The organism is Corynebacterium afermentans subsp. afermentans (genome assembly GCF_030408355.1).
GTDB classification, from domain to species: Bacteria; Actinomycetota; Actinomycetes; order Mycobacteriales; family Mycobacteriaceae; genus Corynebacterium; species Corynebacterium afermentans.
Map to the genome: position 1 here is coordinate 1,006,421 of NZ_CP046606.1, position 15,122 is coordinate 1,021,542.

Consider the following 15,122-nt stretch of genomic DNA (forward strand, 5'->3'; position numbering starts at 1 on the left):
GGGCATGGTCTACCTCGATCACGCAGCCACCACTCCCATGCGCCAGTGCGCCATCGACGCGTGGGTAGAGCACGCAGGTGTCCTGAACGCCGGCAGTCAGCACGCCGCCGGGCGCCAGGCGAACGCGGTGCTCGCAGACGCCCGCGAGCGCATCGCGTCCGCACTGGGGGCGGATCCGGTGGAGGTGGTGTTCACCGGCTCCGGCACCGAGGCGAACAACATCGGGGTACGCGGGCTTTGGAGCGCCTCCGGCGGCGGGCGCGTGGTGTCCACCCCGATCGAGCACCCGGCGGTGCTCGAGGTGGTCAAGTCTCTGGGGCAGACTGAGTGGCTGCCGGTGGGGCGCGACGGCGTGGTGTCGGACCTTTCCGCGCTGGATGCCCCGGCCGCGGTGGCGGCGGTGATGTGGGCGAACAACGAAACCGGCGCGATCCAGCCGGTGCGTGAGGCAGTCTCCCGCGCCGACGCTGCGGGCACCCCGGTGCACGTGGACGCGGTGCAGGCGGTCGGGCACATTCCGGTTCACTTCCACGAGCTCGGCGCGGCCACGCTGGCGGCCAGTGCGCACAAGTTCGGCGGTCCGCGCGGCACCGGCATCTTGTTGGCCCGGCGCTCGCCGGCGCCGAAACCGGTGATCCTGGGCGGCGGGCAGGAGCGCGGGATCCGCTCCGGCACGGTGGACGTGGCCTCGGCCGCGGCAACGGCGGCGGCGCTGGAGGAAGCGGTCGCCGAGATGGGGCAGGAGCAACAGCGGATCGCGGGCCTGCGCGATGCGGTGATTGCTGGGGTGAAAGAGGCGGTGCCGGAGGTGATCGTCGCAAAGCATGAGCCCTGTCTTCCGGGGCACGCGCACTTCATGTTCCCGGGGGCGAACGCGGACGCGCTGATCATGCTTTTGGACGCCCAGGGCATCCAGGTTTCGGCCGGTTCGGCGTGCGCCAGCGGTGTGCTGCGGATGAGCCACGTGCTGGAGGCGATGGGGTACTCCGAGCGCGAAGCGATGGGTGCGCTGCGCGTGACGGTGGGGCGGACGAACACGAGCGAGGACGTGGAGAAGTTTTTGGCGGCGATTCCGGAGGTGGTGGAGCGGGCCCGCGCCGCCGGCGCGCTGTAACTTGCGTGTCGCGTGTGGTGTGTGTGACTTGAGTGGTTTAGTGTGTCGGGCATGCAGATCACTCGCCGCATCCGTACCGCAGCCGCCGCCGTGACCGCGCTCGCCTTGGGCCTGAGCGTGATCAACCCGGTGACCGGGCCCGCAGACGCCCAGCCAATCCCGGGCGTTGTTTCCGGCGTGGACGTGGCGGGCCACCAGCGCCCAGGTGGCGCCGCCATCGACTGGCGCTCCGTGCACACCATCGGCGGCCAGGACTTCGCCTACGTGAAGGCCTCCGAGGGTGACGGCTGGAAAAACGACTTCTACGACGAGGACGCGAAGGCCGCGGCCGACGCCGGCCTGAAGGTGGGCGCCTACCACTACGCGCGCCCCGCCGAGGATCCGGTGGCGCAGGCGCGCTACTTCGCCTCTGTGGTCAACGACGGCCCGGCAACCCAGCTGCCGCCCGTGCTGGACCTGGAGGTGGACGAAGGGCTGGGGCCGGTGCAGCTGGCGGGCTGGACGCAGGCGTTTCTCTCCGAGCTGGAGGCGCGCACCGGCAAGCGCCCGATGATCTACACGTACCGATACTTCTGGTACGAGCGCATGAACGACACCAGCGCGTTTACCTCGTATCCGCTGTGGCTGGCGGCCTACCAGAACCGCCCGCCGGCCCCGGTCGGCGGCTGGGAAAAGCTGAGCTTCTGGCAGCGCAGCGAGTCCGGCCGCGTGGTGGGCATCAACACGCCGGTGGACATGAACATCTTCAACGGCAACGCCGCGCAGCTGAACCAGTTCGCCGCGGGCGACCTGCGGGCCGGCGGCGGCGTGCTGGAGGCGTTCCAGGTGCCGGACTCCGGGGAGCTGAAGGTGCTCGAGCAGGACAGCACCAAGCTCGTCGTGGCCATCCTCGCGCTCGCCGCGGGCGGCCTGGGCGCGCAGCAGCTTATCGACGCCGCCCGCCTCGCCGGCTTCGACCCGACCGACGCGGATAACATCGCGGGTCTCGTCCGCGCATTGGCGGGCCAGGGCGAGCTGCCGATCGAGGACCTGCAGAAGATGATGGTCGGCGACTACCAGATCGGCGACCTGCTCATCCTGCTGGACAACGCCGCGAAGGCCGCCTAGTCGTGCCGCGGTGTCGTCGCTAAGCGGCGGCACCATTTTTCATCTTTGAACTGCGCCGGCACCCCGCCTTTGAGCAGGTTGCGGGTAAGTGAGTCGTTCGCCTCGAGCGGGTGGCCAGCGCCGATAAGCACGATGTTGCCGTAGCGGCGGCCCTTGAGCATCGGCGGGTCCGCGATCGCCGCGACGTGCGGAAACACCTCCAACATCCCCGCCAGCTCCTCCTTGGTCTCCTTGAGATCCGAGTGTGAGCCGCAGTTGGCCACGTAGAAGCCGCCTTCGCTTAACGACGTCCACGCCGCGGTGTAAAACCCCACCGTCGTCAGGTTGCGCGGGGTGGTGGCGGAGGTAAACACGTCGCGGATGATCACGTCGCGGGTCGCCGGTTTAAACGCGTCGGTGACCTCGCGGGCGTCGCCGACGCGGATTTTCACGGTGGGCGACCGGGGGACGTCGAAAAGCTCGCGCGCAAGCACCGCGAGCTCCGAATCGATCTCGACGACCGTGCTGCGCGAGCCGGGCCACGCGGCGGCGAAGTAGCGGGCGAGAGTGCACGCGCCGCCGCCGAGGTGCGTCAGACGCGACTTCGCCCGGTTTGGTTCCGGGTAGGCGGAGTCGAGAAAATCTGCCATCCAGCGCATGTACTCGAAATCCAGCCTGGTCGGCTCTCCCGGCACGACATGCGAGCTGGGCACGCCGTTGACAAGCAGCACCATGGAGCCGTCCGGCTCTTGGAGGACTTCTGTGATGCCGGTGTCGATCTCGTAAAACTCGCTTTTTGCGGCCATGGCAGGTGAGAGTACTAGAGGCGCGCGTCGGTCACTCGCAGGTAGGCCGCAGAGGCGGTCCACGCGGCTGCCGCGAGCGCGGCCGAGGCGAGGATCACGCTCAGGGCAGTCCCGAAGTCGAGCGCGCCGGCATCGGCGACGGCGGTGCTTCCCATCCACAGCGTTTCCGACAGCAGCGCCGGCGCGAGCACGAACCGCACGCCGGGCATGCCGGAGGCGAGCGCGCCGAAGGAGATGAGGCTGGCTATCACGGCGATGCCGATGGGGGCAGCGAAGCTGCGGAGGACCATGGAGAAAAGCGACTGCCAGGCCGCCACCGCCACCATCGGCGCCAGCGACAGCGCAGCCGCCGTGAGGAGGTGGACGGGAAACTCGCCCTGGACGCCCAGGGCGAAACCGATAACGAGGGCGAGAATCACCAGAACCGCGTGCATCGTCGCGGCCGCGATGCTGATCGCCGCAATCTTTGCGGCCACCAGGCTGCCGGTGCCGCGGGTGGAGGTAAGCATGGTCAACCAGTTGTGTCCCCGGTGCTCCACGCGCCAGGCGTAGGCGGCCAGCACCGCGATGCCGGCGGTGCAGAACAGCATGCCGTAGAAGAGCATGATCTGGGAGAAGTAGCTGTCCCAGCCCGCGGACAGTGTCTCGGCATTGGCGGAGTAGTTGCCGGCGCCGAAGCCGACGGCGATAAGCGGCACGAGGACCACCACCGCCCACATGTGGGAGCGCTTGAACTTCAGCAGGTCGTTTGTGATCAGGTGCATGGTTTAGATTTCCTTCCGGTCCAGGGCCCTCGAACCTGCGATGAACACTGCGGCGGCGAGGACAAGGTATGCGGCCCACAGCCACCAGCCGGGCTGGGTTGGAGCGACGCCCGACTCGGTGAATCCGAACGGCAGCAGCACGGCGTAGTAGCCGAAGGGGTTCAGCGCTGCGAGCCAGGCGGGGGACAGCAGCGCGGCGACGCCCAAGAACCCGCCGACGATGCCGACGCCCAACACGACGATCTGTGAATCGACCACCGCCGCGAGCAGCAGCATCACGGCCAGCAGGGCGATGCTGGTGCCCAAGGCCCCGAGCCCGAAGCGCAGCCATGTGGAAACCATTGCCCCGCTAGGCGCGGGCGCGCCCAAAGCGACGGGCAGGGCGAGGGCTGCGGCGAATTCGAGCGCGGTGAACACGACCACGATCAGGCTGGACACGGCGAACTTCCGGGAAAGCAGCGTCCCCGGCCTCGTGCCGGCAATCGCGTTGAGCCGCCACCCGCCGCTTGCGTGTTCCGCGTCGACGATGCGGCTGGCCACCAACGCCAGCTGCAGGGGAGCAAGAAACGCCAGGGCCATGCCCAGCCCGACGAGGTGGCTGGCCCACTGGGTGTGCGGGTCGGCCTGGAAATCTGCGATGGGATCGCCCGCGAACAGGTTCATGTTGGAAAACAGCACGATGCCGGCGCACATGAGCAGGCACAGCCAGACAATCTTGGTGCGCTTGAGCTTGGCAAACTCGACCATCATGCGCCCATCGCCTCCTTGCCCGTCAGGCCGATGAAGACGTCTTCCAGGGTGCGCCGCTTGCGCACCACCTGGTGCAGCGGCACGCCGTGGGAGACGAGGTGGGCGCAAGTCTCGGCGACCTGGGCGTCGCTAAGCCCGGAAAGCTGCAGGCCGCCCTCGACGAAGGTGGGGTGAAGCGCCCGCAGCACCTCGGCGGCTGCATCCGGGTGAGGGGTTTGGATGAACACGTCCGGCAGCTGCGCGCTGTAGAGCTCGTCCTGCGAGTCCTGAAACACCAGCTCGCCGTGGTTGATGATGGTCAGATCCGAGGCCATCTTCTCAATCTCGGACAACAGGTGGCTGGACACCAGCACGGTGCGGCCGTGGTCGCGGGCGAGGCTGATGATCAGCTCGCGGATCTCCTCGATGCCGGCAGGGTCGAGGCCGTTGGTGGGCTCGTCCAGGATCAGAAGCTGCGGGTCACGTGCCAGCGCCATCGCGATGCCGAGACGCTGCTTCATGCCCAGCGAGTAGTTCTTCACCAGCTTGTCCATGTGGTTTTCAAGGTGCACAAGCCGTACCGCGCGGCGCGCCCGTTCTTTGTCGGCGCCGAGCAGGCGGGTGACGATGCGCATGTTCTCCCCGCCGGTCAGGTGCGGGTAGGCGGCCGGGGCCTCAATGAGCGAACCGACGCCGGAGAGCACCTTCGCCCGGTTGGCGCGGGTGATCGGCTGGCCCAGCATCGTGATCTCGCCGCCGGTCGGCGCGATCAGCCCGAGCAGCATCTTCATGGTGGTGGACTTGCCGGAGCCGTTCGGCCCGAGCAACCCGTGCACCACGCCCGGCTGGACTTCGAGGTTGAGGTCGTGGACAACGTCTGTGTTTCCGTAGGTCTTGGTCAGACCCCGGGTGTGAATGATCGGTGTTTCCATGCGTTCAAGGTTCGCGCATGGCACGGGCCTTCCGCGTCGGCGCGGGGCACGATTTTGGGCATGATACCCAGGTATGACGCGGCTTAGGAATCCAGCAAGTCCGCCCGCGAAACCAACCCGGTCCGGTACGCGAAAAGTGCCGCGTGCACCCGGTCGCGCGACTGCGTCTTCGCCAGCACCCGGCCCACGTGGGTCTTCACCGTGGGCATGGAGATGAACATCCGCTCGGAGATCTCACCGTTGCTCCAGCCCCGGGCAATCGCGATGAGTACTTCGCGCTCGCGCTCGGTGAGCTCACCCAGCCCAAGGCGGTCCGCGGGGGACAGGGCCACAGCCTCCTCTGTCGGAGCAGCAAGCTTTGCGACGATCCGGTTCGTCGCCCTCGGCGAAATCACCGCGTCACCGCCTGCAACCGTGCGGATCGCGTCCAGCAGCGCCTCCGGTTCCGCGTCCTTGAGCAGGAACCCGCTCGCGCCCGCGCCAATCCCGCCGAGCACGTAGTCCTCGTCGTCGAACGTGGTCAGCACGATCACCTTGGTGTCCGGATGGTGCTGGGTGATACGCCGGGTGGCGGCGATGCCGTCGAGGACGGGCATTTGCACGTCCATAAGCACAATGCCCACCGGATCGCTGCCGCACGCCTGCACTGCCTCCTCGCCGTTCGCGGCGAGCCAGCGAACCTCCATGTCCGGCTGGGAGTCCAGCACGTTGCGGATGCCGTGGAGAAACAACGCTTGGTCGTCTGCGAGTCCGAGAGTGATCATGAGTTCAGCGGGATCCTTGCCGTTGTGGTCCAGGTGCCAGCGGGGGTGGCGGATGCGGTCACCGTGCCGCCCGAAAGCGCCGCGCGCTGCCGCATGCCCTCCACTCCGTGGCCCGGACGAGTGGTCGCGCCGGGAGCGACCGGGTTCGTCGTTTCTACCACGACGTTATCTGCGCCCCAGCGCATCGCGAGCTCGGCGCGGCCGGTGCCGTGCTTCATGGCGTTGGTCAGGGACTCCTGCACGATGCGCTGGACGGTAAGCGCGGTGGCCGGGGCCAGGTGCTCGGGAGGGGTGCCCTCGGCGGTGTATGCGACGTTAAGCCCGCCCGCGCGGCTGGTGGCGACCAGGCCGTCGATGTCCAGTTGCGTTGCTGGTTCAAGGGGGCGCTGTTCAGCGTCGCGGAGCAGCTCCACCACGCCGCGCATCTGGCGCAGCGAGTCGCGGCCGACGTTGCCGATGGTGCGCAGCGCCTCGTCCTTCGCCTCCGGGGTGGCGGCAAAGCGCGCGCCGTCGGCCTGCGCGACGATGACGGTCAGCGAGTGGGTGACAATGTCGTGGATCTCTCGCGCGAGGTGGGCGCGCTGCTCCTGGGCATCGCGCTCGAACTGCTCACGCTGTCGGGCCAGATCCTTCTCCGCGGTCTCCTTGGCACGGCGGCGCAGCTCGCCGAACAGCAGCGCCACGGTCAGCAGAATGATGCTCCAGAAGACGTAGGGGAGTCGCTCGGCAGGCTCGAGCGCGGTGAGCGCGGGGATGACGAACGCGGTGGCTGCGGCGTCGCCAAGCAACAGTGCACCCGTGGCGATGTCGCGGTGCGGGGCGGGCAGGTGGCGCCTGGCGATGTAGGCGGCGAACTGCGCCACGGCGATTGCGCCGACGGGGAGCGTGTTGCAGAACGCCGCGGGAATGAGCACCGCAAGGATCGCAGCGAACGTTTCCAGCGGCCAGCGCCAGCGGGTAAACGGGGCCGCAACGGCGCAGGCCAGCAGTGCGAGCCCGACGACCAACTGCCGCGAATCCGGCAGCAGCCCAACCAGGCAGGCGACCAGCATGAACGCTGCCATGCCCGCATTGCGGATCCGCACTGCGCGGGTAGTGGAAAAGTTCATGGCCTTCCACGCTACTTGCCGCCGCGGGCAGCCGCGTCGTACTGCGGTATGACGATTAGGACTTCACCAGCCGCGCGATTGCGGCGGACGCCTCTTCGATCTTGGCGTCGGCTTCCTGCCCGTCGCTGATCGCATCGGCAACACAGTGCTTCAAGTGGTCGTCCAGCAAACCCAGTGCTACGCTCTTCAGCGCCGCGTTGACCGCACTGATCTGGGTGAGGATGTCAATGCAGTAGGCGTTTTCGTCGATCATGCGGTGAATACCGCGGGTCTGCCCCTCGATACGTTTGAGCCGAGCGAGGTAACGGTCTTTATCGCTCATGTAGCCGTGGTCGTTCATCATGGGCCTCCTGAGTGGTGAGAGCGGTGTCGGGTCACTTGGACCGGTTGAGCATACGGTCGGCGCTGCTCTGTGGGGTGAGGTCGAGACGGCGGAGCAGCTGCGCATTGAGGGCGACGACGACAGTCGAGGCCGACATTAGGATTGCGCCGACGCTCATCGGCATCACGAACCCGATTGGGGCGAGGATACCGGCAGCCAGCGGAACGGACAGCAGGTTGTAGCCGGCCGCCCACCACAGGTTCTGCTTCATCTTCCGGTAGGTCGCACGGGAGAGCTCGATGACCGAAAGCACCGATCGCGGGTCGGAGCTTGCCAGGACGACGCCCGCCGAGCCGATCGCCACGTCTGTGCCGGCACCGATCGCGATGCCGACATCGGCCTGGGCCAGCGCGGGGGCGTCGTTGACGCCATCGCCGACCATGGCGACCTTGTGGCCCTCGCCTTGCAGTTCCTTGACCTTCGCGGCCTTGTGCTCGGGACGCACACCCGCGAAGACCCGGTCAATGCCCAGGTCCTTGGCTACGGTGTCCGCGACGGCCTGCGCATCGCCGGTGATCATGACGACCTGGGCGCCCGCAGAGTGCAGTGCGTCGACGGCGTCGCGGGACTCGGGGCGGATCTCGTCGGCAAGCCGGAGCGCTCCGATCACTTCGCCGTCGGCGAGGACGTGGAGAATGATCGCGCCCTCCTTTCGCCACTCGTCTGCGACCGGGAGCTCTTCGGCGGAATGCTTCTCAAGCAGGTAGGGTCCACCGACCTCGATTACCTCACCGTCAACAGTTGCCTTCACGCCCACTGCTGGGGACGAAGAAAAGTCGATTGCCTGCGGGACGGCTACGCCACGGGCCTGAGCAGCCCCGGTGATGGCGCGGGCGAGCGGGTGCTCGCTGTCTGCTTCGGCGGCCGCTGCCAGGGCAAGCACGTCTTCTTTATCACGCCCGCCGGCGGGGTCGATCGCGGTGACGGTGGGCTCACCTTTGGTGAGGGTGCCGGTCTTGTCGAACAGTACTGCGTCGACGGTGCGCATGGATTCGAGTGCGAGCCGATCCTTGATCAGCACCCCGCCGCGGGCGGCGCGCTCAGTCGCAATCGAGACGACCAGCGGGATCGCAAGGCCCAGGGCGTGGGGGCAGGCGATGACGAGCACCGTGATGGTGCGGACCACGGCGTCGTTTGGCATGCCGACAACGGTCCAGACCACGGCGGTCAGAATGGCGGCGCCGAGGGTGAACCAGAACAACCACGCGGCGGCCTTGTCTGCGAGGCGCTGCGCCCGCGATGACGATTCTTGCGCATCGGTGACGAGCTTTTGAATGCCGGCCAACGCGGTGTCGCCACCCGTGGCTGTGACCTCGATGCGCAGGCCCGAGTCTGTCGCGATGGTGCCAGCGACCACGTGCTCGCCTTCACCGCGGCGCACCGTTTTCGACTCACCGGTGACCATCGACTCGTCCATGCTGGCGCTGCCGTCGACAATTGTGCCGTCGGCAGGCACGGACGCGCCGGGCCGCACGATCACGACATCGCCGACCTCAAGATCCGCCGGGGTGACCTTTACAACTTCGTCGCCGTCGATCTTCTCGGCCTCGTCGGGCAGAAGTGCGGCGAGCGAATCCAGGGCCGAGGTGGTCTGAGCGAGGGAGCGCATCTCGATCCAGTGCCCCAGCAGCATGATGACCACCAGCAGCGCCAGTTCCCACCAGAAATTCAGCCCGCGGTCCAGCAAGTTCAGGCTCGCACCCCAAGAGGAGACGAAGGCGACCGTGATCGCGAGCGCGATCAGCAGCATCATGCCGGGTTTGTGGGAGCGGATCTCGGAGACAGCACCCGTCAAGAACGGGCGACCTCCCCAGAAGTAAATGACCGTGCCCAAAAGCGGCGAGATCCACCGGACCCATTCCGCGTCAGGCAGCTGGTAGCCGATGAGATGGGCGAAGGTTTCGTTAAATCCGACGACCGGGATCGCGAGAACCAGCATGATCCAGAAGAGCCTGCGGAACTGGGCAACGTGGTCTCCGTGGCCTCCGTGACCTCCGTGGCCCGCGTGCTCTGTGTGGTGGCGGCCGGCATGGCCTTCGTGGCTGCTGTGTTCGTGATGGCTGGCGTGCCCACCGGGTCGGGTGCCGGAGTGGGCGTGTCTGTCGTTCATAGTTCTGTCCTCTCGTTGCAGTTCATCGTTGTGGTCGGTTCGGCCGTGCCGGGGGCCTAGCACGACGGCCGTCTCCCACGTTAGTACCCCAGGGGGGTATATGTCTAGAGTGTGTCCCGATCCGAACGACCTGACGTTTCACCTTTCGCACTCACGGGACTACACTGCGCCGACATGCGAGTATTGGCGGCCATGAGCGGGGGAGTCGACTCCTCTGTCGCTGCTGCGCGCCTGGTGGAGGCGGGCCACGACGTCGTGGGCGTGCACCTTGCGCTGAGCAAGGACGCGCAGCAGACGCGCGAGTCCGCCCGCGGGTGCTGCTCCCTGGAGGACTCCGCCGACGCGCGCCGAGTGTGCGACCACCTGGGCATCCCGTTTTACGTGTGGGACTTCTCTGACCGCTTCAAAGAAGAGGTCATCGACAACTTCGTGTGGTCCTACGAACACGGCGAGACCCCCAACCCGTGCCTGCGCTGCAACGAGAAGATCAAGTTCGCAGCGTTGCTGGACCGCGCGGTGACCTTGGGCTTCGACGCTATCGCCACCGGGCATTACGCAATTATCGACGACCAAGGCAACCTCCGCCGGTCCACCGACCCCAAGAAAGACCAGTCCTACGTCCTCGGCGTGCTTACTCGCGACGAGCTGGACCGCTGCATCTTCCCGGTCGGCGACACCGAGAAACCGCAGATTCGGGAGGAGGCGGCCCGCCACGGCTTCGCCACCGCGTCCAAGCCGGATTCCTACGACATCTGCTTCATCCCGGACGGCAACACGCAGGCGTTTCTGGGCCGCTCCATCGGCATGCGCCCCGGCATGATCAAGGACACCGACGGCCACGAGCTGAAGGAGCACGACGGCGCGTTCCAGTACACCATCGGTCAGCGTAAGGGCTTGAACATCCGTGTGCCGGCAGCCGACGGCAAGCCGCGTTACGTCACGGACGTGGACACCGCCACCGGCACGGTCACCGTCGGCCCGCGGGAGGCACTGAAGGTCCACGCGATCACCGCCGACCGCCTGAAAGTGCTGCACCCGGCGATGGAAGGCGAGTTCGAGGCCAACGTGCAGATCCGCGCCCACGGCGGGGTCGTGCCCTGCACCGCACGCGTTGAGGGCGATCAGATGACGCTTGCCCTCCACGAGCCGCTCGAGGGCGTGGCCCGCGGCCAGGCGGCGGTGCTCTACCTGCCGGATCCGGACGGTTTGGGTGACATCGTGCTCGGCTCCGGCACAATCTGCGCCACTGGGTAACATCAGCGCCGTGACAACACTGCCCCCAACGGCGTTCGGGCTTGGCCCGCTGCCCGGCACCGACCTCGCGCAAGCCGCGGACGTGGTGCTCTCCGAGTCGCCACTGCCGCACATCCCGCAGCTGCCGGACCGCGGCGTCGGCTCGGACCTGATCGGCCGCACCGCCGCCGTGCTGGAAATCCCCGTCGCGCGCGGGCCCCGCGGCTGGCGCGTGGCGGCCCGGAAGCGCGCGGATGCCGACCGCATGGAGCGCGATCTAGACCACCTCGAGGAGCTCTGGCACGGCAAGGTGGACACCGTGAAGGTGCAGCTGGCGGGCCCGTTCACGCTCGCCGCCGAGATCGAGATGGCCAACGGCCACCGCATGATCACCGACACCGGCGCGCTTCGTGACCTCACGGACGCGCTGTTGGAGGTGTGCGTGGGGCACCGGAGGGACGTCGAGAAGCGTTTTGGCAAAAGTGTGCTGCAGCTGGACGAGCCGCGCCTGCCCGAGGTCGTCGCCGGCACGCTGCAAGGTGCCACCGACTTCGAGACCATCCGCGCGATCCCCGAGCCGGAGGAAACGCTCGCGCGTTTTGGCGAGCACCTGTTGCATACGCCCAAGCTTCTTGACGTCCCGTGGTTGACCACCGACCCTCGCCGCGCCGACAAGGACGCGCTGGCCCGGCTGTTGGACGCTGGCTCACGCATCGCGATCCCGGTGATGGCCCCGCGCGAGCTGTACGACCTGTTCGATGAGCTGCAGATCGATCCCGCCGAAACGACCGTGGACGTCTACGCCGAGTCGGCCGCCACGCTGGTGGGAACCGCGGCGAACTACCGGGCGGCCCGGGAGATGGCCGGGGCACTTACAGTGGAGGTATGACTACGCCGCTGCATTGGGACAAAAAGAAGGCTGACTTCTCGATGGGAATCGTCTTTGGCGTGATGTTCTTTGTCGTGTTCGGCCTAATGATGGATGACATGCTGTTAGGCGCCGGGATCGGCATTGCGTTCTTCGTCGCGTTTGGGCTTTTGTCGGGTAAACGCGAGGCCGATTTTGACGGGCAGACGCTGCGCCTGGTGGACAAGAAGGAAACCACAGAGCTCGACGCCGCGAGCATCGCCGATGTGGTCATCAGCGAGTCGGGCGCGATGGTGGTGAAGACCAAGTCGGGGGAGAGGTACTCGGTCGAATCCGAAGGCGACAACCGGGGGTTGCGCAACTTTGCGGAGAAGCTGCGCGCGGAGCTGGCGCTCAACTAGCCGATCACTAGCCCAGCATGGGCCAGCCGGGCAGCACGTTCGAGGCGTCGCGGCCCTGGGACTCGAAGTAACGCTTCCGGTCCTCCTGCAGCGTGAAGTACTGCACCGCCTGGTACTCCATGAGCTCGCCGGTGTCCATCTGGGCAAGATCCGGGTAGAGCTTGCGCACCTGCATCCACGCCACACGGGCTGCGGCGAACGCGTCGGCGGTGGCCTCGTGCGCGTTGTCCAACCGCACGCCGTAGTGCTCGCACATGGAGGTGAGGTTGCGCGGGCCTTTGCGGTAGCGGTCCTTCGCGCGGTCGATCAGCAAGGGGTCAAACACCGGGCCGGTGACCGTGAAGTCTCCGGTGAGCTGGCGCAGCACCGTCAGGTCGTAGGGGGCGTTGAACACCACCAAAGTCAGGCCGTCCTCCCAGCCCTTCTTGATCGCCTCGACGGTCTCGCGCACCACCTCGTCATGGTCGCGCCCCTCCGCGCGGGCCTTCTCCGTGGTGATGCCGTGCACCTTCGCGGCCTCTTCCGGGATCTCAACCCCGGGGTCGGCGAGGGTTTCGTTGGCGTCGACCTCGGAGCCGTCGATACGCACGAGCGCAGAGGTGACCACACGGGCCTCGCGCGGGTTGGCGGAGGTGGTCTCCAGGTCGAAGGAGAGCATGCGGGAGGCGTCGAAAGTGGCCATGAGCGACATTGTAATGAGCGCGCCGACACGGGCAGCGCGGACGCTAGACTCGGGTGCCGTGAGTGAAATTTCCGCTGATCTGCACCGTGAATGGGACGAGCTGGCCGCGAAGGTGCGTAAGCACCGGGACCTGTACTACAACGGCCAGCCGGTGATCACCGACGGCGAATTCGACGAGCTGTTCCGCCGCCTTCAGAAGCTGGAGGAGGAGCACCCAGAGCTGGCCGTGCCGGACTCGCCCACCAAGGAGGTCGGCGCACCCGCCGCCGACACCGCGTTCGCGGACGTCACCCACCCAGAGCGCATGATGAGCCTGGACAACGTCTTCAACGAAGACGAGATGCGAGAGTGGCTCGCCAAAGCCCCTGGCCCGTACCTCACGGAGCTGAAGATCGACGGGCTGTCCATCGACCTCGTCTACGACAACGGCGAGTTGACCCGCGCCGCCACCCGCGGCGACGGCACCACCGGCGAGGACATCACCGCCAATGCGCGAGTGATCGAGGACATCCCGCAGAAACTCACTGGCGACGCCCCGGCGTTCCTCGAGGTCCGCGGCGAGGTGTTCATCCGCCCCGAGGACTTCCCTGAGCTCAACGAGCTGCGCCAGAAGGAAGGTGGCAAGCCGTTTGCCAACCCGCGCAACACGGCGGCCGGGGGGCTGCGACAGAAGAACCCGGAGGACGTGAAGAAGCGAAAGCTCCGCATGATCTGCCACGGCATCGGCGCGCGCGAGGGCTTCACCCCCGAAACGCAGTGGGAGGCCTACGAGAAGCTCGCCGAGTGGGGCCTGCCGGTCAGCGAGTACACGCGCCGGGCGGAGACGGCCGACGAGGTTATCGAGGCCGTCAGTTACTGGGGCGAGCACCGCAACGACGCCATCCACGAGATGGATGGCCTGGTGGTCAAGGTGGATTCTGTAGCCGAGCAGCGCGCCCTGGGGGCGACCTCCCGCGCGCCGCGCTGGGCCATCGCGTACAAGTACCCGCCGCAGGAGGTGACCACGAAGCTCAACGACATCGAGGTCTCCGTGGGCCGCACCGGCCGCGCCACCCCGTTCGCGGTGCTCGAGCCGGTGTTCGTCTCCGGCTCGACGGTGTCCATGGCCACGCTGCATAACCAGCACGAGGTCAAACGCAAGGGTGTGATGATCGGCGACACCGTCGTGGTGCGCAAGGCCGGCGAGATCATCCCGGAGGTGTTGGGCCCTGTCGCAGATCTTCGCGACGGCACCGAGCGCGAGTTCGTTTACCCCGAAAACTGCCCCGTCTGCGGCACGAAGCTCGCGCCCGCCAAGGAGGGCGACGCGGACTGGCGCTGCCCGAACACCCGCTCCTGCCCGGCGCAGCTTGCCACCCGCCTGGAGTACATCGCCTCGCGCGGCGCGTTCGACATTGAGGCACTCGGGGAGAAAGGCGCGCAGGACCTCATCGCCTCCGGTGTGCTGGAGGACGAGGCGAAACTCTTCGACCTCACCGAAGACGACCTGAAAAAGTCCAGCGTGTACACCCGAAAGGACGGCGAGGTCAACGCCTCCGGCAAGAAGCTTCTGGCCAACCTGGAAACCGCGCGGCACGCAGACCTGTGGCGCGTAATCGTCGCACTATCCATCCGCCACGTCGGCCCCACCGCGGCCCGCGCGCTCGCGTCGCGCTTCCACTCGGTACGTTCGCTTATCGACGCCCCCGTGGCCGACCTCGCCGAAACCGACGGCGTGGGCGACGTGATCGCCGAGAGCTTCAAAGAGTGGTTCACCGTGGACTGGCACCAAAACATCGTGGACACCTGGGCCGCGGCCGGGGTGACCATGGAGTCCGACGAGGAAGACCGCGCCCCGCAGACGCTGGAGGGCCTGACCATCGTCGCCACCGGCACGTTGGAGGGCTTCACCCGCGACGAGATCAAAGAGGCCATCCTGTCGCGCGGCGGCAAGGCGGCCGGCTCGGTGTCGAAGAAGACCGATTACGTGGTCGTCGGTGAAAACGCCGGCTCCAAGGCCGCGAAGGCGGAGGAGCTGGGCCGGCCGATCCTTAACGAGGAGCAGTTTGTGCAGCTGCTCGAGGGCGGCCCAGACGCGCTCGCATAAGCCGAGCGGCGCTCAGCCCTACTAGGGCCGCCGCCCACACGGCGATGGCCCACCAC

16 protein-coding genes are annotated in these 15,122 nt (G+C 67.2%); 7 read left to right on the forward strand and 9 right to left on the reverse strand.

Annotated elements, in window-relative coordinates; all coding sequences use genetic code 11:
- The first annotated feature begins 4 nt into the window (after positions 1-4).
- Entirely contained in the window at positions 5-1,114 is a 1,110-nt protein-coding gene (locus CAFEA_RS04795; RefSeq protein WP_063937380.1) for a cysteine desulfurase family protein, read from the forward strand.
- Between the two features lie 51 nt (positions 1,115-1,165).
- Positions 1,166-2,221 carry a glycoside hydrolase family 25 protein gene (locus CAFEA_RS04800; RefSeq protein ID WP_063937379.1) on the forward strand — a complete coding sequence of 352 codons (1,056 nt, stop codon included), beginning with the start codon at positions 1,166-1,168 and terminating at the stop codon, positions 2,219-2,221.
- Here the strand turns inward: CAFEA_RS04800 and CAFEA_RS04805 are convergent.
- From CAFEA_RS04805 to CAFEA_RS04840, 8 genes are all read right to left on the reverse strand, one after another.
- Complete coding sequence (locus tag CAFEA_RS04805) at positions 2,218-3,006, reverse strand: spermidine synthase (RefSeq protein ID WP_063937378.1); 789 nt, start codon at positions 3,004-3,006, stop codon at positions 2,218-2,220. The genes CAFEA_RS04800 and CAFEA_RS04805 overlap by 4 nt on opposite strands.
- 14 nt (positions 3,007-3,020) lie before the next feature.
- The gene (locus CAFEA_RS04810; RefSeq protein WP_063937377.1) at positions 3,021-3,770 is read right to left on the reverse strand and encodes an ABC transporter permease; all 750 of its coding nucleotides are present in this window, start codon (positions 3,768-3,770) and stop codon (positions 3,021-3,023) included.
- A gap of 3 nt (positions 3,771-3,773) precedes the next feature.
- Entirely contained in the window at positions 3,774-4,520 is a 747-nt protein-coding gene (locus tag CAFEA_RS04815; RefSeq protein WP_063937376.1) for an ABC transporter permease, read from the reverse strand.
- Positions 4,517-5,431 (reverse strand): ABC transporter ATP-binding protein, encoded by a 915-nt coding sequence (locus tag CAFEA_RS04820; protein ID WP_063937375.1) that lies wholly within the window; start codon positions 5,429-5,431, stop codon positions 4,517-4,519. Before CAFEA_RS04820 ends, CAFEA_RS04815 begins: the two co-directional genes overlap by 4 nt.
- An 83-nt stretch (positions 5,432-5,514) precedes the next feature.
- Entirely contained in the window at positions 5,515-6,195 is a 681-nt protein-coding gene (locus tag CAFEA_RS04825) for a response regulator transcription factor (protein WP_063937374.1), read from the reverse strand.
- Positions 6,192-7,304 (reverse strand): sensor histidine kinase, encoded by a 1,113-nt coding sequence (locus CAFEA_RS04830; RefSeq protein WP_063937373.1) that lies wholly within the window; start codon positions 7,302-7,304, stop codon positions 6,192-6,194. The genes CAFEA_RS04825 and CAFEA_RS04830 overlap by 4 nt, the downstream gene beginning before the upstream one ends.
- A 55-nt stretch (positions 7,305-7,359) precedes the next feature.
- The gene (locus CAFEA_RS04835; protein WP_063937372.1) at positions 7,360-7,647 is read right to left on the reverse strand and encodes a metal-sensitive transcriptional regulator; all 288 of its coding nucleotides are present in this window, start codon (positions 7,645-7,647) and stop codon (positions 7,360-7,362) included.
- Positions 7,648-7,678: 31 nt separating this feature from the next.
- Positions 7,679-9,625 (reverse strand): heavy metal translocating P-type ATPase, encoded by a 1,947-nt coding sequence (locus CAFEA_RS04840; protein WP_063937371.1) that lies wholly within the window; start codon positions 9,623-9,625, stop codon positions 7,679-7,681.
- Between CAFEA_RS04840 and CAFEA_RS11365 the strand changes: the two genes are divergently transcribed.
- From CAFEA_RS11365 to CAFEA_RS04855, 4 genes are all read left to right on the forward strand, one after another.
- Positions 9,575-9,856: a hypothetical protein gene (locus CAFEA_RS11365; RefSeq protein ID WP_435383986.1), complete on the forward strand. Its 282-nt coding sequence runs from the start codon at positions 9,575-9,577 to the stop codon at positions 9,854-9,856. The two genes, CAFEA_RS04840 and CAFEA_RS11365, sit on opposite strands and share 51 nt — an antisense overlap.
- A gap of 114 nt (positions 9,857-9,970) precedes the next feature.
- Complete coding sequence (gene mnmA, locus CAFEA_RS04845) at positions 9,971-11,050, forward strand: tRNA 2-thiouridine(34) synthase MnmA (RefSeq protein ID WP_063937369.1); 1,080 nt, start codon at positions 9,971-9,973, stop codon at positions 11,048-11,050.
- Between the two features lie 10 nt (positions 11,051-11,060).
- Positions 11,061-11,918, forward strand: coding sequence for a uroporphyrinogen decarboxylase/cobalamine-independent methonine synthase family protein (locus CAFEA_RS04850; RefSeq protein ID WP_253704937.1), 858 nt, complete (start codon positions 11,061-11,063; stop codon positions 11,916-11,918).
- Positions 11,915-12,298, forward strand: a complete 384-nt coding sequence (locus CAFEA_RS04855; protein WP_063937368.1) for a hypothetical protein — start codon at positions 11,915-11,917, stop codon at positions 12,296-12,298. The genes CAFEA_RS04850 and CAFEA_RS04855 overlap by 4 nt, the downstream gene beginning before the upstream one ends.
- A 7-nt stretch (positions 12,299-12,305) precedes the next feature.
- Here CAFEA_RS04855 and CAFEA_RS04860 read toward each other — a convergent pair whose 3' ends face one another.
- Positions 12,306-12,980: a 3'-5' exonuclease gene (locus tag CAFEA_RS04860; protein ID WP_063937367.1), complete on the reverse strand. Its 675-nt coding sequence runs from the start codon at positions 12,978-12,980 to the stop codon at positions 12,306-12,308.
- A 13-nt stretch (positions 12,981-12,993) separates the two neighbouring features.
- Here CAFEA_RS04860 and ligA point away from each other — a divergent pair, with 13 nt between their 5' ends.
- Entirely contained in the window at positions 12,994-15,066 is a 2,073-nt protein-coding gene (gene ligA, locus CAFEA_RS04865) for an NAD-dependent DNA ligase LigA (RefSeq protein WP_394326888.1), read from the forward strand.
- The last annotated feature ends 56 nt before the right edge of the window (positions 15,067-15,122 follow it).